Consider the following 20,976-nt stretch of genomic DNA (forward strand, 5'->3'; position numbering starts at 1 on the left):
CATTAAGCATTAGCTGCGTTTCGTTTTCTTTGGGCAACATATAAAGTATACGGCAACATTACGAGCTGATTTAATATGATAGCTAATATCAGCGCAAACAATAATGCACTGGTGGTTAAAGGGATCCCTAACTTAAAGTTATTGAGTGTATTTTGTAATCTTTCAAAACGATCAGGGGAGAATATATACAGCAATTTTTGCACTAAATTACCTTGCTCAAATAGCTTCATACCTTGATTTAAGTCTGCGAATAGCATCAAGGTTTGCTGTTTTTGTTCTGCATCGGCTCTAACACTCGGTTCCGTGTTTTCTAAATGACGGTTTATCATTGCTTGTGTGCTAGAAAATTTATATTGCTTTGCTGTATCTGCATAGCCATCAACTTGCCACTTGGTCGCATGATACAAGCCCGCTAAATGTTGTTGGTAATGATCACTTAGCTGCGGTAGTTGCAATGCAATAATAAAAGCGCAAGCAAATATTAATTTATCGAACATGTTAACGATCATCATAATCCTTTGTGCTGCTCTAATTTAAACAGATAGATGGTGTTACTATGCTATACCATTTACTTAGTTAAGTGACTTACTTTTATGTAGATAAATTTTATCGAGAGAAAGGTAAATAGTTATTTCAAGCTCGTAAATAATAATCCTTAACGTGATAAATGGTAGTATAAGTATGATTTCAATACCAAAGCGCTAAGTTTTTATTGATCACCTTAATGTTTACCTGTTGCTAAAATAGCAACATTTCTGTAGATAAAACCCCGTGAATAGCTGAAATACTTACTAGAACGAGCATAAAGTATTAATACCTAATTCTAAATGCCCTCTTTAATACTAGTGATTTTTACACTATATTAAAAGATAATTAAGCGTCTGTTAATATTGAGAAAGAGTTTGTGGAAGCGAATAAAAATAATACCACTGTTGAAGAGAAAGCAACTGAAGATCAAAAAAAGTTTTTCCTCGATTTACTTCCAGGGAAATTAATTGATATACAATTTAACAACCCTATTCAGGTTCGCTTTAAACTCACTTTAATCGGCTACGACACCGGTAAATATTTAATATTAAAATACCCTGCTCAAGCAGGTAAAAACGACTACAGCGATATTTTAGTTGAAGGTAATGGCGCCATTGTTCGTTATATCATCGAAGATGAGCGCGGTGAATGTGTGGCTTTTTCTACCAGTATATTAGCGATTTCATTTCGCCCTGAACGGTTAATTTATCTAGCGTACCCTAAAAAAATCGAAAGCCGTCAATTACGTGAAACTAGCAGACTACCGACTCATATTCCAGCTAAAATAAGTTTACACAAAGGTGATATAGACGCCGATAATAAGAGCTTATTGCATGGGTTAATCATTGATATTTCACCCAGTGGCTGCCGTTTTGCGATACATGTAAGCTCTGGATTTGTAGCGCTAAAAAAACGCCAAGTATTTGTGCATATTTTGTCACCGATAGACAATAAGTCTGTCATAGTCACGTCCTATATCAGAAATAATCAAATGAAGGGGAATCGCCTTAGTGTTGGTATCGAGTTCGATGCATCAGAGCAAACTAAGCTAAATGAGCTACTCGAAGCGTATTCAATTGATATAGACTAGAAAAATCACAACGAATTAAGGCTAACACCTTATGGTTAGCCTTGCTAACAGCAGTTCTATTACTCTAAAGGTTTTAAAAATCTCTCTGTTCTAGGTAAATAATAGTTATCGTAATCAAGCGATACAATCACACGCTCGGCTTTACCTAGTAATTCATCACGTGGGATAAGCCCTATTACTCTAGAATCAGCACTATTATCACGGTTATCACCCATGGCTAAATAGTAGTGTTCAGGAATTGTTATTTCATCAAAGCTCGATAAACGTGATGGTGTATTACTAACGCGGATTGAATGCTTATAACCATTTAAGTTTTCTATTTTATCTGAAGCAGTCGTATTACTTTGCAAATGTGTGTAATTAAGCTTTTCGCCGTTGATTATGAGTTCATTATTTTCAAGTACAATAGTATCTCCAGGTACACCTATTACTCGCTTAATCAAACGGTTATCCGCTACTTTCGAGTCAAATACAATAATATCGCCAGTTTGTGGGTCCCCCATTCTCAACAGGGATACATGCGTGAATGGTATACGTAAATCATACGCCATTTTATCGGTAAGGATTCGGTCGCCTTCTTCAATAGTCGGTTTCATAGAACCTGTTGGTACTTCATACCAATCGGCGACGGCACTTCGAAACACACTCATTAAAATAATGAATACAATTAAAGAACGATTATTTTTCCAAAATTTATAAAGTCGCTTCATGTTTTGTCTCTGCTATGGGTTAAGTATTTATTTGACTGTATAAACGCAGAGCCGTTCAAAGGAGTGTGTAACAAAACATGTTTAATGATAGAGACATGCATAAAACATGTCTCTAAAGGTGGTTTACTGCTGATTTAACTTGTCTTTCGCTTCTTGTACTTTTGCAAAATCAAGACCTAATTCATCAGTGGCTTCTTTAATCAAATGCGGTTGAGTCATCACCACAGCCATTAGTTGCTGAAGCTTTTCAGGTGGTATACCCAGCTCTTGCACTAATGCCATGGCCATCATTGGGTTTTGGGTAAATGCTTCAAACAACGCAGCTACTTTTTCATCACTAACGTTGTGCTCTTTTAATATTGCAATAATTGGATTCATTATTTGCCTTAATATTTTATAGTGTTCACTAAATTATATGGGCGCACAGCCTAATTAACAATATTAATCCCGCTGTGCTTGCTTATATCATTCAACCAGTAGCACAACTTTACCTGAGTTTTCATTACCCTCTAAAATGGCATGAGCCTCACTGGCTTGCTGCCATGACATGGTTTTATAAATATTAAAGTCATAGTTCTGATTGGCAATATCATCATAAAAACGCGCGACAAAGGCATCTCTCAGAGCCCGTTTAAACTCAATACTGCGATTACGTAGCGTTGATGCATGAAACGAAATCCGCTTTTGTAATAAACGTGCAAAGTCTACCTCTGCAAAGCGCCCGTCTAAAAATGCCAGCATAATAATCTGACAATCCATCGCGGCCACTATAGCATTTTTATTTAAATAGCTACCAGAAACAGGGTCAACAATTGCGTTTGCAGTTAGCTTATTTGATTTCATATACTCAACAAAATCAGTGGTTTTATAATTAATTACGTGGTCAGCACCCAACCTTTTAGCATGTTCACACTTTTCATCCGAACCCGCGGTAATCACTACTTGTGCACCAGCACTTTTTGCCATTTGAATAGCAGCCCCACCAACACCACTGGCACCGGCATGAATAAGCGCCGTTTGCCCTGATTGTAACTTGCCTAATTCAAATAGCGCACCAAAGGCTGTTAAATACACTTCGCTTATAGCGGCACCTTGCGCCATAGAGATATGATCGGGCAATATCATTAACTGCTGCGCATCTACTGCGACGTATTCACTGTAAGCGCCACCAGCACATAAAGTAAAAATACGCTTACCGAGCCATTTAGGGTCTACCTCACTGCCAAGCTCACACACGGTGCCTGCACACTCAAGTCCTAAAATAGGGCTATCCCCTTCAGGAGCAGGATACTTACCTTGACGCTGCATACAATCAGCGCGGTTAACCCCAATCGCTGCCACTTTTACTAGCACTTCATTGTTATTAACCTTTGGTTTATCGGTTTTCGAAAACGCTAACTGCTGCTCATGATGTGAAATGTACTGCATAAGTCTCCTTGTATTGGGTTTATTTGATTTTTCGCCACACTTCGGCTTCAACTAGCTGGCCATTTTCTGTAAGAGAATGATGCCACAAATTCCCTTCAACTTTATAATCAAAAGCCATGGTTTTACCCATCAATGATGCAATATTGCCATACTCAAAGGTTTCAATAAATTGCCCATCGGTTAATTGGTACTGGCCACCACCAGCATAACTAAATTGGCCATTTTTTTCTGTGATATAGCTAAAGTGTGTTGCTGTTACTAATTTGATTGAAGTTATCTCTGGGGCTTTAGCGCTGACAAACCCATCTTCTACCGCGTATTTTCCTTGAACAAACTCCCACGTACCTAATAGGGGATTGGCAAATACAGAGTATGGCAATAAAACTAAGCAAGCGAATATAGTAAATTTCATCATAATCCTTATCGTGTTAACTGTGCCTGAAGAAACCAACTCAGCGTTAATTTACTGACATAGTATTAAAACGCCAACTTTGCTTATAAGGGTATACATCTGGAAGCTGGCCTTGCTCAATTCCTTGCTGGATCATTTGCCAGTACTTTGCCGTAAATAAATCACTATGGTAATGATTAAAGTGGTTAAACGCACTGTTACTGGCACTAAAAAACACTTTAAATTGACTGGGAAATATATCATTTTGGTCAATATCAAAATAGCTGTGTGAGCTTAATTCTTCTAACGCGTTTTGTGTATTTGGCACGTCTCTAAAATTGCAATCGGTGAGAGGGCAAATTTCATCATAATCATAAAATACTATTCGCCCCCAACGTGTTACGCCGAAGTTTTTCATCAGCATGTCACCAGCAAAAATATTTGCACTGGCAAGCTCTTTTATCGCTTTACCATAATCAAGCATCACTTGCTGAAGTGATTTACTATTACATTGATTGATATACAGGTTGAGCGGTGTCATTTTTCGCTCAACGTAAACATGCTTTAGTATTAAGGCTTTGCCGGAAATGACTAAGCTATCGCCAATGTGTTTTTTCATTTCTATTAGCAGTTCATCACTAAAACGGCTTAAGTCAAATGCAAGGTATCTAAACTCATGAGTGTCAACTAATCGCCCTACTCTGTCAGCTTGTTTTACAAAGTTATATTTATCTTTTACTTGTTGTTTAGTTGCTGTTTTTGGGGCACTAAACTTATCTTTTATTACCTTGTATACATAATCTAGGCCGTCAATGGTAAAAACTAGCATCACCATACCCGGAGTCCCTGGCGCTAGATGATACGTGTATTCCTCGGGACTACTTTTAGTCGTATCTACCTTATAACGATAAAACTCGGTTTTGGCATGTTTGATGAAACCAATCGCATTGAATAATTCAAAACGTTGTTTGTGAGGCATTAACACACTGAGGTAGTCAACATAACGGGCAGGTTGGTCGGTATCTACCATAAAATAGGTACGTGCGAAGCCAAATAATAAGCTTAGTTGATCAGCCCCCATCATTACAGCATCAATTGTAAGCCCGTCAGAGGTATTTAAAATTGCAATTGCAAAAGGCATGTTATCGCCATTTTTGGCAATACATCGCCCTATGACATAACACGCCTTATTGCGATAAAAATGCGAGTTAGCATATTCGATATAACCATCATTTAAGTTTATTAATTCGTATACTTGTCGACATTGCTGCTGAGCACCTTGCGTTAACGTTGCTTGTAACTTAGTTAAATCACTACTTAAATCTTTAAAGGGGACTCTAAACACTTGCTCATTTAATAAGGCTTTAATTGCCTGATCAAACCCTTCTTTTAAGGAGATACGACTTACAAGCGCTTCATAAGAGCGCGGCTGCCCTCGGTATTTTGCTTTTAATACAAATAAGTGAACTGTGCGAATTTTTTTATCATCCCAAATAGCGCCAAAAGTAGAATTAAAAAATGTATGCGCAATGGGCTGGTTTTCATGCTCTTTTACCATCTCACCATAAATATTTTTTGCCCGCTGCCATGTTTGAGGGCAATCCAATTCATCATAAGCAATCACTCTAACGGCTTCACTTACTTGCTTTACTAAGCGCTCATACACTTGTAAGCGCTCTCGCATTGCTGCTTGCACCTCATGATACTGGCGTTGTTCAAAGCGACTTTGTGCCCCTAAGGTGATATTTAAAAATTGTGCAAACATAGCCTCAAAGCCTGCAAATATCGCTCGGGCTAACTTAGTGGCGACCACGGTTTGTACCGGATTATGTTGAGAGGTTAATGACGTGCTTGGCATGATTTAGGCGCTTCTATTTTTAGCAATTATGCTGATTATTTTTTATTAGAGGTTTACACCTTAGCAAGCACACTTTAATTTAGGTAATTAATACAGCAAATAAATAAAATTGATCATATGAATATAAGAAATGTCGACCTCAATTTACTCGTCTATTTAAATGTATTAATAGATGAAAAAAGCGTATCAAAAGCAGCTAATAAGCTTGCTTTAACTCAACCAGCGATGAGTAATGCGTTAAAACGTTTAAGAGATTTATTTGATGATCCTTTGCTGGTACGAGCTGCGGGCTCTATGACTCCCACAGCCAAAGCACTGTCACTCAAACCTGAAATTGAAGCGCTGCTTAAAATGGCAGAGGAGATCACTCAGCCAAGTGAGCATTTTAACCCAGCAACTGCACAGGTTACATTTCGTATCATGGCAAACGATTATTTAGAATCGACTCTAATTGCCCCCTTTATTTGCGAGCAACTAGCTAAAAACCCGGGCATTGACTTTGATGTGCTCAGTCCCAGTGATGTAAATTTACAAGATATGGAAAAAGGGACTATCGATTTGGCAATAAATCGTTTTAATGGTCTGCCGCGCTCTTTTCATCAAGCGACTGTATGGCGAGATAATTATTGTTGTTTAACCCACCCAAAAAATGATTTTTTAACGCATGCTAACTTAAATCAATACCTACAAAGCGAACATATATGGGTTAACCGCGCAGGCTGGGGGCCTGAGCCCGCAGTGACCAATAAGTCAGGAAAACAAAAATTAGGCTGGGTAGATGAAGCTTTGTGGCAATTAGAACAAACCCGTAAAATACGCGTATTTACTCGCCATTACATGATTGCCAGCTTACTGTGTCAATCTGAGCAACTCATAGCTACGCTGCCGCGTCGTCAAGCAAAGCTATTAACCAGTCATACTAATTTAGTGATTAGCCCAGTACCATTTCAGGTCGTCCCTATAGAAGTAAAAATGATTTGGAGCCCGTTATTACACCACACACCAGCGCATCAATGGCTTAGACGTGAGTTATTAGCGTTCGCAAATACAGTGGTTGATAGATAACACATTAAAATATTGATTAAATCAATATCAATTATTGAAAACAACAATTTCATTAATATTATACTTAGCGCTACAGTGAAGTTAAGCCAACAAACTAAGAGTAATAATTATGCAAACATCAGCAAGCTTCACACAACAAGACGGGTTATTCATTGATGCAAATTTACATCACTTCATTGAACAACAATTATGCCCAAATACGCCGCTTGAGACGGGTCACGTTTACCAGTCACTTGCCACATTAGTTGATGAATTCGGCTGTAAATGTCGTAAAAATAAACATCAAGAAAACGATACTCTTGACGTAAACACTTTATTGAGTGCCTATCAACGTAAAAGCCACCCTCATTGCCATGTTGATGCACAAACAACTGAAGCCGTATTAGATGAATACTGCTGTCAAGTACCTGCCATTATTGTAGTTGCGTTAATGGACACGCTCAGTGGCACTGTATGTGACGAGCCAAGTGCACATGAGCTTTATCACAGAGCAGCAGAGCTAACAGAGCGTCCATGTGTTCATCGTCAAGCAGCCACTAACGCTTCAGCAGCTTAACAATGCAGTCGTTTAAAAGTGCTCGATAACCTTACTAGCAAATTGTTTGCAGCTTAAGGTTGTCGAGTTATGATTTGAATGAGCCAAATCAAAAGTTACCTGCCCACTGGCAAATGTAGTTTCTAAGGCGTTTTCGATTAAACATGCCGCTTCAACCCATCCCATATACTTAAGCATTAACACTGCACTTAATATGCTACTGCTCGGGTTTGCCTTATCTTGACCAGCTATTCGCTCGAACGTGCCATGTGTCGGCTCAAAAAAAGCCACCTCAGTATTTAAATTGGCGGCAGGCATAATCCCTACCCCCCCAACCTGTGCACTGAGCATATCGGCTAAAAAGTCACCATTTTGATTTGTAGTAGCCACCACATCAAATTGCGCAGGATCCATCAAGCATTGCTGCAACATATTATCGGCAATCACTTCTTTAATAATCAAGGGGGGTAAATTGGTTCGTTGTATTTCAAGCCAACGCCCATTTTCATGTTCTTTGGCATTATATTCTTGTTTTGCAAGCGCAAAGCCCCAGCGTTTAAACGCCCCATCGGTAAATTTAAGAACATTACCTTTGTGTACTAACGTAAGTGACTCTCTCTCATTTTTAAGGGAATAATTAATGGCAAAGCGTATTAATCGCTCTGACCCTTCTTTAGATATATTTTTAATCCCTATACCACACTCTTGAGCGAAACGAAGACGGGTTACGCCCATTTCTTCACACAAAAAATCGAGCACTTTTTCACTTTCAACACTCCCCGCCTGCCATTCAATTCCTGAATATACGTCTTCACTGCTATCGCGCAACACAGTAATATTAGTGGTAAAAGGGTTTTTTAATGGCGTGGGTAAAGCACTAAAGCCTTTTATAGTGCGCATATTAACAAATAAATCCATTTCATGGCGAAGCGCAACATTAAGAGAGCGAAACCCGCCGCCTAAAGGTGTGGTTAGCGGCCCTTTTATAGCAATTTTGCATTCACGTACCGCATTAATGGTTTCTTGAGGGAACCAGTCACCATCATAAAGCTTGGCCGCTTGTTCACCATTATACACCTGCATCCAATGTATCTTACGTTCCTTGCCATAACAATGCTCTATGGCAGCATCCACTACTTGACGCATTACTGGCATCACATCTAAACCAACCCCATCACCGTCAATATAGGCAATAATAGGTTGTTCGGGTATATGCCACTGTCCTTGATCATCAATGTGAATATTGTCGCCATTGTCTGGCACCTTAATATGTTGATACTGCATACGTCCTCCTACAAGAGAATATATTTAAGCATGCATAACCCTACTTGTCTTCATAACAAAGCGTATAGCGGTTATTCAACGATAAAATGTAAAATTTAAGGTGCTTTTTTAACGGTTAAAATAACGTCAATCGCATTGAGTAGAGCCTCAACTTGTTGTATGTCGAAAGCGTCAGGTGAAGACTTTAAGTTTGTTTCAAAATCAACAGCCTGTTTATACAAAGCTTTGCATTCAAACATTCCAGCCGTTCCTTTGATCATATGCACGCTGCGTGCAAAACCCGTTATATCACCCTGCTTAAATTGAGACACTAACGTGTCTTTTTGTTTATTTAACCCTTTAATATATTCCTGCTTGAGTAGTGCAAACTCCTCATCGGGTAGCTTAATGTTCTCGCATATATCAATATCAAGATAACTTGCAATTTTACTACTAAAACAGCTTCTATCTATAGGTTTGGCAATATGATCAGTAAAACCTTGTTTTAAATAGCGATCAATTTCATGCTTCATCGTGTTAGCAGTGAGCGCCACAATGGGTGTTGTTACCCCTGTTGCTTGTATAATCTTAATTGCTTGCTCACCATCCATAATTGGCATTTGAATATCTAATAAAATTAAGTCGAAGCTTTCATCCATCGCTGCTTGCGCTGCATCTCGACCATTTTCAACGGCGACAACGGTTAACCCCATCCGCTCTAAAATTCGCTTAATAAGCTGACGATTTTCTGGATGGTCTTCAGCCACAAGTACTCTACCCACTAAATTTCGCTGACTATTATTTAAAAATAGCTCTTTGGTTTGTGGTTTACGTATATCGTCAAATGCGTTAACCCATTGTGTATGTTCAGTTGTATTTAACTCCATAGTAAAGCAAAACTCGCTACCCCTACCTACCACAGAAAATACAGTAATATCGCCATTTAGTTTATTTGCTAAGCTTTTTGATATATTTAAGCCAAGTCCAGTACCACCGTATTTACGAGAAATTGACGAGTCAGCTTGGTGAAAGGGAGTAAATAGGTCTTTTTGCTCGCTTTCGGTCATACCAATACCGGTGTCTTCAACTTTAATTATTAGTTGCTTTTGATTGCAACTCACCGTCAGCATTATGTAGCCCTGGGTAGTAAATTTAAGTGCATTGGTTGCTAAATTTAATAATATTTGCCTAAGTCGAGTTGGATCTGAGACTATCCAATCTGGTAATGGAAATTGATAATCAACTTTGAATTTTAAGCCTTTATCGCGGATTTGCTTTCCTAGTAATGATTCAATTTCAGCAATAGTGGCAAACAAATCCGTTTCAACTAATTCTATCTCTAAACGGTTAGCCTCAATTTTCGACATATCCAAAATATCGTTAATTAGCCCAAGTACATGACGACTGTTTTGCAAAATCACCCTGATCCCATGATTTCTTTCATGAGGCTGTATATCACCTAAAATTATCCCATCAGCATAACCAATAATGGATGTCATTGGGGTGCGGATCTCATGGCTCATGTTAGCTAAAAATCGACTTTTAGCTTCACTTGCATCACGAAGCTCTTCCGCCAATTGTTGTAACTCTTGGGTACGCAGTTCGACCTTGTGTTCCAAATTTTTAGTCAGTTCAACATTCTGATGATGCAAAATACTGAATTTATTTGCGACAGCAAAAGCAAGTAATACTGCATCGAGCGCTGTGCCAATAAGTCCAAGTAAATAGAGATCCATTTTTATTGGCTCAATAAGTCCTAGATTAGTTAAATTGCCAACCATATTAGGAATGGCCATAGCCAAATAGGCGAGAACAAAATAGCGAGCCGGCTTAAAGCCACTGATCCAGCTTCGTATACCAACAACCATACCTAAAGATAAAGTTGCCCCTGTCACTAAAGTGGCCCAAATAAAGCCAAAACCAGGCCAAACCATTGCAAAAGGTGCGCCTGCTGTGGCAACAATGCCTAAGTAGATTGATAATCGAGATAACTTAGGAGACGTGTCTTTTAATTTAAGTAAGCTGTTAAAAAATAAAATATTTGTGATGGGAATTAAAGTAAAACCTAACCAATGAAAATGGGCATTGTAAAAACCAAAAATTTGATCCGGTATATGAAAAAACTGACTCCAAGCCAACACCCAGCATGCTGTGAACATGGCGTAGTACAAATGGGTTTTATCTCTATCCCCCAAGTAAATAAGAAAATTGTATAAACCTAACGCAATACCAACCCCAAAGCACAGCAACATAATCATGTTGTCTGAGGTTTTTCTTACAAAAAAATCGTCATAAGATGAAAGCACTAATTTTGGTGGAGTATAAAAATATTCACTTTGAAATTTTGCAATTAATACGTAAGAACGATTAGGCGCCAGCTTAACTTTATTCCCATAATGAAATGCAAACTCATTTGGGTAAAGCCCCCCAGTGACATACTGCTTTATTGGTTCATCAAAGTTCGATATATCATAAATCCGGGTTTCGATTTTTGAAAGTAACGTGTTATACGGATAGAGCACCAGTTCATCTAAGTCTGTTTTATTTTCAAGTGCTATGACAAACCAAAAACTACCACCAAAAAACGATGTTCTTGATTGTGGTTGTTTATCTTCAAGCCACATTTCTATTTCACTGTGGTTACGGGGAAAAGTACCACTCGTTACCTGAAATACATGACCCTGACCGAGCAAATCAGTATCTTGTTGTTTTAAAGTATAAACAATAGGAGCGAGTGTATCTGCCGGCGCTAAATTGCTAAAGCACAAAAATACACAATATAAAAATAGCTTTAGAACTGCCTTCATTGGCATACTTCGCACCTTAATTTAAAGACTAAAATTAAAACTGATAACTAACATCTAAACCAAAACGCCTGCCTTCACCTTTAAAGTCTTCAAGCATGCCAAGGAAAGAGCTTAAATCAAATTTTAAGTGACTATATTGCGTACCAAAGAGGTTTTTCCCCCAAATAGCAATCGCCCAGTTATCATGTTGATAATGTATGTTTGCATTAAAAATACTATAGCCATCTTGCATAGCATAAGGGTTTTGATTCTGATCAAAATAGTAGTCGGATTGATAATCAACTAATAATTGCGTTGTAAGTGGGTGATTAGCCAGCACGTGCGTGTATTCAATGCTTGCACTGAGGTTCCATTTTGAGGTAAACGGCAAGCGATTATCTGATAATGCGTTACCTAAAGGATCAACATATTCTTCAAACTCTGCATGGGGTATATAACCCATAGCAAACTTAACATTCAAATCATCGGTCAGCCAATACTCAAAATCAGCCTCTAGGCCATATATAATCGAATCTGCCACATTTTCTAATAATTGAATAGGCGGGCTCTGATCAGATACTGAAGGCTGATTCATAAACACCTGTTGGTCATTATAATCATAATAAAATGCAGCCCAATTAAATCGCATGCCCAACTGTGGCCACCAAGACTTTAAGCCAATTTCATGTGAGTTCAATCGTTCTTTTTGATAATCAGCAAGCTTTGCTTGTTCAACCGATGATAAAAACCCACCGTTATAGCCTCCGCTTTTTGCGCCATTAGCAAATCGATAATAGGCATAGGTTGCATCATCCAGCTTAACGTTCACAGCCAACTGACCAGAGATGCCATTATCTGATTGCTCTCCCTGAACACGATAAAATGGCACCTTAACTCCGGTTAAATCGTTAGGGTCTAAAATAATATTAAGCTGGGATGTTGAGTCGTAATCTAAAGACTCATAAGAATAACGAAGCCCAGCGGTAATTAGCCAATCTTGGTTTAATTGATAGTCAAGTTGGGTAAACGCTGCAATGCTCTTTGTTTTTATCCTATTATCATAGAAAAAAGTAGCGGTTAAATCTGTCGCTAAAATGCCTCGATAATCTCGTAAAATATCATTTACATTGTCTTGAATAATAGACTCATCAGCATAATAAATTCCCGTTGTAAGAAAATGCTCTGCGAGCTGAGATTGCAACCGAAACTCTTGCGTTACTAAATCAGTATTTAAACCTAAATTACCTTCACATAACCGTGCTGGAGAGCCATCACAGTTAAAGGCATGATCACGCTTTAACTTGTTATAGCTAGTTAGTGAAATAAGCTCATTGTGTGTATCCAATTGCCAATTAACATGGGCACTAACCCCCTTACCATCGGTTTTATGTGGCGAATGATTATTAACGCTTACTGTATAAAAATCATCACTGCCATCATTAAATCCAAAGTTATCAAAACAAGTGGTTGAACCTGCTTGTGCTGGCGAGCATCGCTCTCCTGTTAATGGGTTTGCAATAACCCCAATACTGCCAACAGGCTGAACTATGCCATCCCAATCGGAAATATGCCCTTTTATCAAAAACTGCACAGTGTCAAAGTCAGCTAAAAAAGATACTCGACCATTTGTTTGCCGCATCCCCGCTGTTGGTGAATCAGCAAAAATATTGTTTGTAGAATAATCATAATTTTGATGGTTTAGCGCAACACGAACGGCTGTGTTTTCTCCAATAGCTGAATTAAACATAGCATCAACACTGGTCGCGTTGTTATTAGCAATACCAGTACTTAAATAACCACTTTGTTCAAACTCAGGGCGTTTAGAGCGGATTAAAATAGCCCCGCCAGTGGAATTTCGACCAAATAAAGTTCCTTGAGGGCCACGCAAAATATCAATCTGCTCAATATCAAATAAGTTTACAATTTGGTTACTGGCAGAGCCCACGGCTATATCATCCACATACATCGCCACCGGCGATGTATTAGCTGTGTTATAATCAACTAGCCCTACGCCACGAATATTAACCGCTGGTGGTGTGCCTTCCGCTGCGTTTTGACTAATTTTTAAATTTGGGGCAAATACAGATAACTCTGTTGAGTCTTTAACGTGTTGCGCTTTGAGATCGTCCCCTTTTATTGTGCTTACAGAAATGCCGACTTCTTCAATTTTTTGCGCTCTTTTTTGCGCATAAACCTCAATGATTTCCATGTTCGGTTGGTCATCACTTTTACCCTCTACCACTACTTTCGCCTGCAGTGGCAGTAAAAAGCCTGGTAAGCATACCAACCATATATTTTTATTGAGAAGCTTGCCTTTATTTTTCATTTCACGTGACCTTTGCGCTAAATAAATGTAAACAACATGTTTAACTATATACTAATCAACCGATTAAAGCTGTGCTGGAAGAGTATTTTAATTTTTGATAACTGCAAATGCATTTTCGCCACTAATGTGTTGTGGGTAACCCACCATTGCTCTGGCTGTTTGCATACCTGCCATAACAGCCGCTTCAACACAACCGGCATTAACACCCGTTTTAATCCAATCACCGGTAATAAAAAGGTTTGTAAATTTTGTTTCATCTGTCGCCAGTCGATACTTACTTGAACCAGCAACTGACAAAACATAACGCTCACTTGGGTCAACGTTTACTCGCCAGTATTGAGCATTTAATCGTTCATCCCCTGATGACGATATTTCATATAATACAGACCAGTCAAACTCATTATTTTGATATGCAAGCGGCCATAAGGACTGCATGTTTTTTTCTAGTATTGCTTCTAGATTTACCTTTACTTGCGATTTAGCCTGTAGAGGAAATTGATATTCACTTTTTGGTGGATAGTACTCACAAGGAAAAACACTGCAAAAATAAGCAATGTTTTTAGGAGGGCAATCAGTAGGCCACTGCTCTTTGTCGACTAAATTCATCATTGCCGCCCACGTATCAAATGGTTCGCTAAAGCCACTTAGAATTGGGCCTTCTTTACTCTTTGGAATATATTGCCAGCCTAATTGCTCGTCTGTTTTATTAAGCCATAGTTGGGCAGCTTGGGTTGCCACCGTTTTGACTTGCTTTGCTTGCGCTGCAAATTTAGTATCCCACGCTAATAATGAAGGGCATACGTGCTCAAGTGACGCCACAGATACACCCAACACAATTCTGTCAAAATCTTCTTTGTAGTTTAATTTTTTTATTGGCAGTGGCTGCCCAAAATGGTTTTCGTATTGAGACGGCCAGTCTGACCAAAAAGATTCTAAATTAATATCATGCTGCTTTAATAGTGCGGCTTGTTCACTATTAATTTGCGCATAAAGTGGTTCACTTGGCCAACAAGGTAGTTTTTTAACATTAACCAGTGGTTGATACTCTGCGTCTGCGAGCAAAGAAACTTGTTGCTGAAGTTCAACGGTCTCGACAAAACTCTCTCCTTGCTCACTTAGGCTGGGAGTCAGGTTTTGCAATTGATGAAAATACTCAAACTTAACCCCTCTTTTTTTTAGTAGTTCGTATAAGGGAGCAAAGATGACATCGCCCATCCCCGCTTGCATTTTCCACATGATCCCTCCGCGGTAACACAGCGCGATGCGTAACATAGCCAGTGATGCGACACCAGCCTCAACATTAGGCTTACTTAGGTCACCCGCAGGGTACGCAAACACCAAATCATAAAACCCTCTTATAGGCGCCGAATTAGCACTGTATTGCTCATTTGCCCCATTTCTTATAAGCCATTGCCTAAAATCAAATTTATTTATAACCTCAAACCCTTCTCGATATACTTTGTCTTTTACCAAACCAACTAGCATTGCGATAGCAAGGTCTGCGCAAATATATAATCGTCTAAGCTGCGCATTATTGTCTAACAACTCAATCATTTCGCTATTAAGCCAGCGCTTTAGCTTTCTAACTATATACCAAATAACAAGGCCATCTTTTTTCTTATAGGCTTGGGGGTTTAATGTATTGTCGGCGTGGGCAAACTTATTTAATGTATTTATTAATAAGCTTGGAGTAGAAGCAACTTCACTCGAATATTGTTTTATATCATCAGCAAAATCTCGCCAAGCATCTTCGGTATCATCAACCAAATCTGTTATTTGTTGGTGCAAGTGCCGTAATAAAGATTGATCTCGTGTTTTTTTTGTACTTAATTGTATATTTTTATTAGCTTTTTTTGCTGCTGACTGTAAATCAAATATCCACTTTTTTAGCCAAGCTAGGGTCATTTTAATAAAATCCCATGGCGTTATATCTAAACTTCCATCAGCAGGATTCCCTGCAAGTAATGGGAAATCAATTGGCCATGTTTGCCATTGGTCATCAATATATTCTTCTAAGGCTATAAAGCTATGCGGTTTTAATGCTTGCTGCCATGTAGATAAAGGTGAATCGGCTGGCCGTTGTAATTTAGTGTAAACCGTTTCTATTGTTTTAAAGCTATTTACATAAGCACCAAACCAAACATGTAAGCCATGCTCTTCAATACGCTGCCCGCTAGCCGCATTTCGACCACTTGCTCCTTTACCACCCAAACGCCAGCCTTGTTGGTATACTGTGATAGTTCGATGCTGTTGCCAGTCAGGTTGCTCAGTTAAATACAGTGCAGCAGTCATAGCCGATACACCGCCACCAATTATCACGATTTTTTCTTGGTTCATGGGAAATCCTTCTAAGCAATTTAAATTTTAGTTGCGGCTAACTGGTCGAAATCCATTTGCACATAAAAAGGTAAGTGCAGCGCTTGACTACCTAACTTTAGACCAAACATATCGGCAAGTGGAAAACTATCTAAATTATTAAGATGCAAAGTAAACTCAGGTTTCAAAAATTTAAAGCTATGTATTTTTTTAATCATTGAAGGTGAGTGCATTACGCTCTGGTATACCGCTGAATCGCCACTGCCATCAGGAAATTGTTTTAACAAAATTTGATCCATTTGTGGATTAACAAAGCCACTCAATAACTGCTTTAATAATGAAAAATCAATATCTAAATGTTTGCGAGAAAACAAATTTGCTACTTGATCGCCAAAGTTATCAATAATAGATAAGAAATCGCTATCTTGGTGTTTAGAATTTATAGTAATTGAAAATAGCTCATGCATTTGTAGCTTTGATTCAGGGGAGAAATGTTCAAAGCATTCTAAAGATATTGAAAAATTCGATAGCTCCGATACACAGCTTGGCATGGTGTAGTCACACAAATACTTATTATAGCCCCATGTTTCGCGACCATTAATAAGTGCATAAATGTTGTTAACACAGATAAACGCTGGATACCAATATAAGTAGGTTATATCTTCATCCTCAACCTTAGCGACAGGCAACCAAATGATAATATCTGTTTCTTGCATCCAACCATGCTGATCGAATGGCGGGGTCATCGAGGCTATTTTTTCAATATCTGTAAATGTAATAAGTGCAAACTCGCCAAGTATTTTAAAATAAATATTACCCTCCTCCCCTATGTTTAACGTTGAATCAATATACTTTTGTGCTTTATTAGATTCTATTTCAGCAAAAAACCCATACATATTTGCATTGTGCATACGACAAGGCGGCTTTGCTATTGGATTAGATAAAAAATGTTGATATGGCGCAGATAGTGAGTTCATTTGACCCCCTCAGTTAAAAACTGAGTATAGTCAGATATATTTGGGTCTGTTGTCCTTTACGAATTAATATTTATGGCTACATATGAATTCCACTCAATTCAAAGTATTTTAATAAATTGCTTGCAAAGTAAAATATTGTGACGTAATATTGCTGCTTGGCTATAAAAAGCCCTAGCGGTTAACCTCTTTACCCTGATCCAGTAAGCCCCGCAAAACGTATATTCAAAAGCTAAGTTATTGTACGGCGAGAACCCCTATTAATACCTTGATGATTTATTTTTAATATCATCGTAAAAGTGTCATAAAGATCGTCAACACTGTAATGAAGCTAAACACAATTAGATTATTTATCATCTGTAATGTGCTTTAAGAAAAAGCCCAGAATAAATAACAAAAATAAAGTGAGTTTTATTATGTCATACAAATATAACGGATCTATGATCCAAATAGCACATCCAGTGCAATCAATTTCGGTTAACAAACATCGTGTAATCTTCAGCGATACACAAGGTTTGAAAAATGCATTGTTTCAAAAAGCAAGTGATGCACGTCAATTTGTAAAATGGCTGAAAGCCAGTTAATTATTATTTATAAGTGTTTAACTTATAAATAAATTAAAATGCCAGCTTTATGCTGGCATTTTACTTTTTGGTGTATTATTGACTACACTTAAATCCATGTTTATTTATTTGTTGTAGTGAAAATGCGGTTTTCGTGGTTAATACTGTTCGTCTGTGTATTTTTAAGCACAAAGTGTGATGCCAGAACAATAAAATGGATAACGCATGACTTTGCGCCCTATTATATTTTAAGCGGTCCGGATAAATCTCAGGGCCGTGATGAAAGTATTATTTCGCTGTTAGAGCAACAACTTCCGCATATTAACTTTGAACGTATCATTATTCCCTCTGGTAAAGTTATTCAGGAACTCGCTAATCTGCAATCAAATGCATGCGCATTATCACTTTATAAAAACAAATATCGAGAAGAACGTGTTTATTTCACGCATCAAAGCTCTACAGCTGGTCTTTCTCCCTCTATTGCCATGCATCAAAAGCTGAGCATTGCGCTAGGTATTGAAAGCAGTAAATCAGTGTCGTTAACTAATTTATTAGTAAATAAAAAGCTCACCTTGGGTGTATCGATGAATCGCTCATACGGCAGTGAAATTGATAAAGTAATTAATACCACACCTAATACAAATATTGTCATTAGACCTACTCGCGATACCCTCAGTACATTAACCTATATGCTTAACTTAGAGCGAATTGATATTTTATTAGGCTACCCCAGTGAGCATTATTATTTAGCAAAAACGATGGGGTTTAGTGACAATTTAACGCAGCGCATGCTGACTGAGGCACCAAAAATTAGTTACGGTTACATTGGCTGTACTAAAAACGAGCAAGGCGCAGAAGATATTGCCACACTCAATCAGCAACTCAAACTAATTAAGCAAACTGAAGACTATAAACAAGTATTAACTCGGTGGTTACCAAGTCACTTAAAATCAAAATTAGAAGCGCATTTACAATAAAAAAGCTAAGCGTGATAACGCTTAGCTTTAACTATAAAACGGTATTATTGACGAATACCTTCAATAAATAAACCAATATCAACGTGCGTTGACGCTGGGCCTAAATCGTAATCAATACCGTAATCAGCTAGTTTTAAGCTGGTTTCACCTTCAAAACCAACACGGTAACCACCCCATGGATCTTTACCTTCACCAATCTTATCAATTTCAAAACTAATTGTTTTAGTAATACCATGAAGGGTAAACTCACCGGTTACTGTGGCTTCTTCACCGTCTTGATCAAACTTAATTGCTGTACTTTTAAAGCTAGCCTGTGGGTATTTGCTTACATTTAAAAAGTCGCCACCGCGTAAGTGTTTATCTCGTTCAGCATGGTTTGAATCTAGGCTTGCTGTGTCGATATTTACACTAATTTGAGATGCGTTTGGGTTTTTAGCGTCGTAGTTAAACTGCCCATCAAAGGTGTTAAAACGCCCGTGCAACCAGCTGTAACCTAAATGTTTAATTTTAAAATTAACAAAGGCATGTGCTCCTTTGGTATCAATAACATAGTCTGCAGCACTAGCATCGGTAGCTGTCATAAACATCGCTGCTGATAACGCTGAAGTTAATAGTAACTTTTTCATTTTAAGCTTCCTTTTGTAATTTGATCATTCTAATTAATGTTTTATCTTTATCTATAAAGTGGTGTTTTAACGCACCTAAAATATGCAGCACCACAAACCCAATCAGTAAGCATGCGCTGTAATAATGGATCTGCCCTGCTATATCTGCCTGAGAATCAAAGGTAAAGTCGATGGCTTTGACATAAAACAAGCCAAACACTTCGATTGGTCGCCCATCAGCAGTAGAGATTAGATACCCAGACACCATAATAATCACTAAAAACAGATACATTAAAATATGTGCGGTTTGGGCCAGCTGATTTAATTGAGTGTTGGTCCCAATAGGGCTAGGTTTTACATTAAATCGACGCCATAACAGTCTAAAAACAAATACAGCCGCTAAACTCAGCCCTATGCTTTTATGCAAATCTAATGAGCCTTTATACCAGCTATCATAGTAAGTTAGCTCAACCATGTATAAGCCTAAACCAAACAAACCAAAGACAGTCAACGCCATTAACCAGTGTAAAAATATAGCCATCAGGCCATAACCGGTTTTTGAGTTTTTAAACATTGCTTATCGCCAATCTCTAATCTAGTAATAACACTACGATATAATGGATGAGTGGCGATTAAAATAGCATATGCAAACACTTATCGTGCGTATACGCACAGTAAAGTCTATTAATTTAGTATAATTGCAAAAAACTTTATGGGAGGTTAACTTTCGGTAGGCTCATTAAGAGATACATATATTTGGCTATCAGACTCAACTTGTAAGCAAGCAATTAAGCCCTCTTTGATTAGTTCTAACATGGCAATAAAACTAACAACTACTCCACTGCGGCCCTCTTCAAAGGTAAACAGTTGGGTAAACGCAACAGGTGCTTTTGCTTGGGATAGTGTGTGTAAAATTAAACTCATACGTTCACGAGTTGACAGGGTTTCTGCACTAATTAAATGATGCTCAAATGTTTTAGCACGCGCCATTACGTCGCTTAGCGCTAACAATAGATCTTTGATTGCCAGTTCAGGTAAGGGTTGGTTTTTTTCTTCTAACTCTGGGAAAGTTGCATTGGCGATAAATATATCGCGACCAACGCGGGGCAAAGAATCGATATTTTCGGCCGCTTTTTTAAATTGTTCGTACTCTTGTAGACGTTTTATAAGTTCGGCGCGGGGATCTTCCTCTTCTTCTAATTCCTCATGCACTGGCAGTAACAACCGCGACTTAATCTGCGCCAGCAATGCTGCCATTACGAGATATTCGCCTGCGAGTTCTAACTGAAACTCACTCATCATTTCTACATATTTTACATACTGCTCAGTAATGCTAAATATAGATAATTCGAGAACATCTAACTTGTGCTTTTTAATTAAATAAAGCAACAGATCTAACGGACCTTCAAAGGTTTCTAAAATAACTTCAAGCGCATCAGGCGGAATATATAAATCTTCAGGCTTTTCAACAACGGCTTTCCCATGCAAAAATGCCAGTGGCAGCTTTTGCTGCACTGGCATATCTGTAGGTATTAACGAAACCGTGTCAGGCTGTTTCATT

At 38.2% G+C, this 20,976-nt stretch carries 19 protein-coding genes; 5 read left to right on the top strand and 14 right to left on the bottom strand.

The genetic code is table 11. The annotated features are described in order from the left end of the window. Window positions 1–2 precede the first annotated feature (2 nt). Window positions 3–509, bottom strand: a complete 507-nt coding sequence (locus ACNSN2_RS07780; protein WP_055012565.1) for a DUF2937 family protein — start codon at window positions 507–509, stop codon at window positions 3–5. A 395-nt stretch (window positions 510–904) separates the two neighbouring features. Here ACNSN2_RS07780 and ACNSN2_RS07785 point away from each other — a divergent pair, with 395 nt between their 5' ends. Next, on the top strand, window positions 905–1,618 hold the full coding sequence (locus ACNSN2_RS07785; protein ID WP_055012566.1) for a flagellar brake domain-containing protein: 714 nt from the start codon (window positions 905–907) through the stop codon (window positions 1,616–1,618). Between the two features lie 59 nt (window positions 1,619–1,677). Here the strand turns inward: ACNSN2_RS07785 and lepB are convergent, their stop codons facing one another. From lepB to aceK, 5 genes are all read right to left on the bottom strand, one after another. Further along, window positions 1,678–2,328: a signal peptidase I gene (gene lepB / locus ACNSN2_RS07790; protein ID WP_138622367.1), complete on the bottom strand. Its 651-nt coding sequence runs from the start codon at window positions 2,326–2,328 to the stop codon at window positions 1,678–1,680. A 123-nt stretch (window positions 2,329–2,451) separates the two neighbouring features. After that, window positions 2,452–2,706 (bottom strand): DUF2999 family protein, encoded by a 255-nt coding sequence (locus tag ACNSN2_RS07795; RefSeq protein ID WP_008113615.1) that lies wholly within the window; start codon window positions 2,704–2,706, stop codon window positions 2,452–2,454. Window positions 2,707–2,793: 87 nt separating this feature from the next. Beyond that, window positions 2,794–3,756: a zinc-binding dehydrogenase gene (locus ACNSN2_RS07800; RefSeq protein ID WP_418606912.1), complete on the bottom strand. Its 963-nt coding sequence runs from the start codon at window positions 3,754–3,756 to the stop codon at window positions 2,794–2,796. A 19-nt stretch (window positions 3,757–3,775) separates the two neighbouring features. Beyond that, window positions 3,776–4,168: a hypothetical protein gene (locus ACNSN2_RS07805; RefSeq protein ID WP_010390199.1), complete on the bottom strand. Its 393-nt coding sequence runs from the start codon at window positions 4,166–4,168 to the stop codon at window positions 3,776–3,778. A gap of 46 nt (window positions 4,169–4,214) precedes the next feature. Beyond that, the gene (gene aceK, locus ACNSN2_RS07810) at window positions 4,215–6,005 is read right to left on the bottom strand and encodes a bifunctional isocitrate dehydrogenase kinase/phosphatase (protein WP_418606913.1); all 1,791 of its coding nucleotides are present in this window, start codon (window positions 6,003–6,005) and stop codon (window positions 4,215–4,217) included. A 117-nt stretch (window positions 6,006–6,122) separates the two neighbouring features. On the opposite strand from aceK, the gene ACNSN2_RS07815 reads away from it, so the two are divergent. Together ACNSN2_RS07815 and ACNSN2_RS07820 are read left to right on the top strand one after the other, a co-directional pair. Next, window positions 6,123–7,070, top strand: coding sequence for a LysR family transcriptional regulator (locus ACNSN2_RS07815; RefSeq protein WP_418606915.1), 948 nt, complete (start codon window positions 6,123–6,125; stop codon window positions 7,068–7,070). Between the two features lie 109 nt (window positions 7,071–7,179). Beyond that, window positions 7,180–7,626 carry a hypothetical protein gene (locus tag ACNSN2_RS07820; RefSeq protein ID WP_055012570.1) on the top strand — a complete coding sequence of 149 codons (447 nt, stop codon included), beginning with the start codon at window positions 7,180–7,182 and terminating at the stop codon, window positions 7,624–7,626. Window positions 7,627–7,638: 12 nt separating this feature from the next. Here the strand turns inward: ACNSN2_RS07820 and icd are convergent, their stop codons facing one another. The 5 genes from icd to ACNSN2_RS07845 all read right to left on the bottom strand — a co-directional run bounded on the left by icd (window position 7,639) and on the right by ACNSN2_RS07845 (window position 17,273). Next, on the bottom strand, window positions 7,639–8,889 hold the full coding sequence (icd, locus tag ACNSN2_RS07825; RefSeq protein ID WP_418606916.1) for an NADP-dependent isocitrate dehydrogenase: 1,251 nt from the start codon (window positions 8,887–8,889) through the stop codon (window positions 7,639–7,641). A 95-nt stretch (window positions 8,890–8,984) separates the two neighbouring features. Further along, window positions 8,985–11,681, bottom strand: a complete 2,697-nt coding sequence (locus ACNSN2_RS07830) for a 7TM diverse intracellular signaling domain-containing protein (RefSeq protein ID WP_418606918.1) — start codon at window positions 11,679–11,681, stop codon at window positions 8,985–8,987. 28 nt (window positions 11,682–11,709) lie between these two features. After that, window positions 11,710–13,980 (bottom strand): TonB-dependent receptor, encoded by a 2,271-nt coding sequence (locus ACNSN2_RS07835; protein WP_418606919.1) that lies wholly within the window; start codon window positions 13,978–13,980, stop codon window positions 11,710–11,712. A gap of 87 nt (window positions 13,981–14,067) precedes the next feature. After that, complete coding sequence (locus ACNSN2_RS07840) at window positions 14,068–16,317, bottom strand: NAD(P)-binding protein (protein ID WP_418606921.1); 2,250 nt, start codon at window positions 16,315–16,317, stop codon at window positions 14,068–14,070. 20 nt (window positions 16,318–16,337) lie between these two features. After that, window positions 16,338–17,273 carry an acetoacetate decarboxylase family protein gene (locus ACNSN2_RS07845; protein WP_418606922.1) on the bottom strand — a complete coding sequence of 312 codons (936 nt, stop codon included), beginning with the start codon at window positions 17,271–17,273 and terminating at the stop codon, window positions 16,338–16,340. A 413-nt stretch (window positions 17,274–17,686) separates the two neighbouring features. Here ACNSN2_RS07845 and ACNSN2_RS07850 point away from each other — a divergent pair, with 413 nt between their 5' ends. Together ACNSN2_RS07850 and ACNSN2_RS07855 are read left to right on the top strand one after the other, a co-directional pair. Next, the gene (locus ACNSN2_RS07850) at window positions 17,687–17,854 is read left to right on the top strand and encodes a hypothetical protein (protein ID WP_007375427.1); all 168 of its coding nucleotides are present in this window, start codon (window positions 17,687–17,689) and stop codon (window positions 17,852–17,854) included. A gap of 122 nt (window positions 17,855–17,976) precedes the next feature. Next, window positions 17,977–18,810 carry a transporter substrate-binding domain-containing protein gene (locus ACNSN2_RS07855; protein WP_054201039.1) on the top strand — a complete coding sequence of 278 codons (834 nt, stop codon included), beginning with the start codon at window positions 17,977–17,979 and terminating at the stop codon, window positions 18,808–18,810. Window positions 18,811–18,854: 44 nt separating this feature from the next. Here the strand turns inward: ACNSN2_RS07855 and ACNSN2_RS07860 are convergent, their stop codons facing one another. From ACNSN2_RS07860 to ACNSN2_RS07870, 3 genes are all read right to left on the bottom strand, one after another. Further along, complete coding sequence (locus ACNSN2_RS07860; RefSeq protein ID WP_055012575.1) at window positions 18,855–19,436, bottom strand: YceI family protein; 582 nt, start codon at window positions 19,434–19,436, stop codon at window positions 18,855–18,857. A gap of 1 nt (window position 19,437) precedes the next feature. Then, a complete protein-coding gene (locus ACNSN2_RS07865) occupies window positions 19,438–19,989 on the bottom strand; it encodes a cytochrome b (protein ID WP_010390221.1) in 552 nt (183 codons plus the stop codon). A 146-nt stretch (window positions 19,990–20,135) separates the two neighbouring features. Then, window positions 20,136–20,975: a segregation and condensation protein A gene (locus ACNSN2_RS07870; RefSeq protein WP_418606925.1), complete on the bottom strand. Its 840-nt coding sequence runs from the start codon at window positions 20,973–20,975 to the stop codon at window positions 20,136–20,138. Window position 20,976: the final 1 nt, after the last annotated feature.

The sequence above is a fragment of the Pseudoalteromonas sp. US3C1013 genome (genome assembly GCF_048401115.1).
GTDB lineage: Bacteria > Pseudomonadota > Gammaproteobacteria > Enterobacterales > Alteromonadaceae > Pseudoalteromonas > Pseudoalteromonas undina.

Bases quoted from the DNA above. Each gene is read 5' to 3' on its own strand.
- ACNSN2_RS07780 (WP_055012565.1), bottom strand. From the start codon at position 509: ATGATCGTTAACATGTTCGATAAATTAATATTTGCTTGCGCTTTTATT.
- lepB (WP_138622367.1), bottom strand. From the start codon at position 2,328: ATGAAGCGACTTTATAAATTTTGGAAAAATAATCGTTCTTTAATTGTA.
- ACNSN2_RS07795 (WP_008113615.1), bottom strand. From the start codon at position 2,706: ATGAATCCAATTATTGCAATATTAAAAGAGCACAACGTTAGTGATGAA.
- ACNSN2_RS07800 (WP_418606912.1), bottom strand. From the start codon at position 3,756: ATGCAGTACATTTCACATCATGAGCAGCAGTTAGCGTTTTCGAAAACC.
- ACNSN2_RS07805 (WP_010390199.1), bottom strand. From the start codon at position 4,168: ATGAAATTTACTATATTCGCTTGCTTAGTTTTATTGCCATACTCTGTA.
- aceK (WP_418606913.1), bottom strand. From the start codon at position 6,005: ATGCCAAGCACGTCATTAACCTCTCAACATAATCCGGTACAAACCGTG.
- ACNSN2_RS07815 (WP_418606915.1), top strand. From the start codon at position 6,123: ATGAATATAAGAAATGTCGACCTCAATTTACTCGTCTATTTAAATGTA.
- ACNSN2_RS07820 (WP_055012570.1), top strand. From the start codon at position 7,180: ATGCAAACATCAGCAAGCTTCACACAACAAGACGGGTTATTCATTGAT.
- icd (WP_418606916.1), bottom strand. From the start codon at position 8,889: ATGCAGTATCAACATATTAAGGTGCCAGACAATGGCGACAATATTCAC.
- ACNSN2_RS07830 (WP_418606918.1), bottom strand. From the start codon at position 11,681: ATGCCAATGAAGGCAGTTCTAAAGCTATTTTTATATTGTGTATTTTTG.
- ACNSN2_RS07835 (WP_418606919.1), bottom strand. From the start codon at position 13,980: ATGAAAAATAAAGGCAAGCTTCTCAATAAAAATATATGGTTGGTATGC.
- ACNSN2_RS07840 (WP_418606921.1), bottom strand. From the start codon at position 16,317: ATGAACCAAGAAAAAATCGTGATAATTGGTGGCGGTGTATCGGCTATG.
- ACNSN2_RS07845 (WP_418606922.1), bottom strand. From the start codon at position 17,273: ATGAACTCACTATCTGCGCCATATCAACATTTTTTATCTAATCCAATA.
- ACNSN2_RS07850 (WP_007375427.1), top strand. From the start codon at position 17,687: ATGTCATACAAATATAACGGATCTATGATCCAAATAGCACATCCAGTG.
- ACNSN2_RS07855 (WP_054201039.1), top strand. From the start codon at position 17,977: ATGCGGTTTTCGTGGTTAATACTGTTCGTCTGTGTATTTTTAAGCACA.
- ACNSN2_RS07860 (WP_055012575.1), bottom strand. From the start codon at position 19,436: ATGAAAAAGTTACTATTAACTTCAGCGTTATCAGCAGCGATGTTTATG.
- ACNSN2_RS07865 (WP_010390221.1), bottom strand. From the start codon at position 19,989: ATGTTTAAAAACTCAAAAACCGGTTATGGCCTGATGGCTATATTTTTA.
- ACNSN2_RS07870 (WP_418606925.1), bottom strand. From the start codon at position 20,975: ATGAAACAGCCTGACACGGTTTCGTTAATACCTACAGATATGCCAGTG.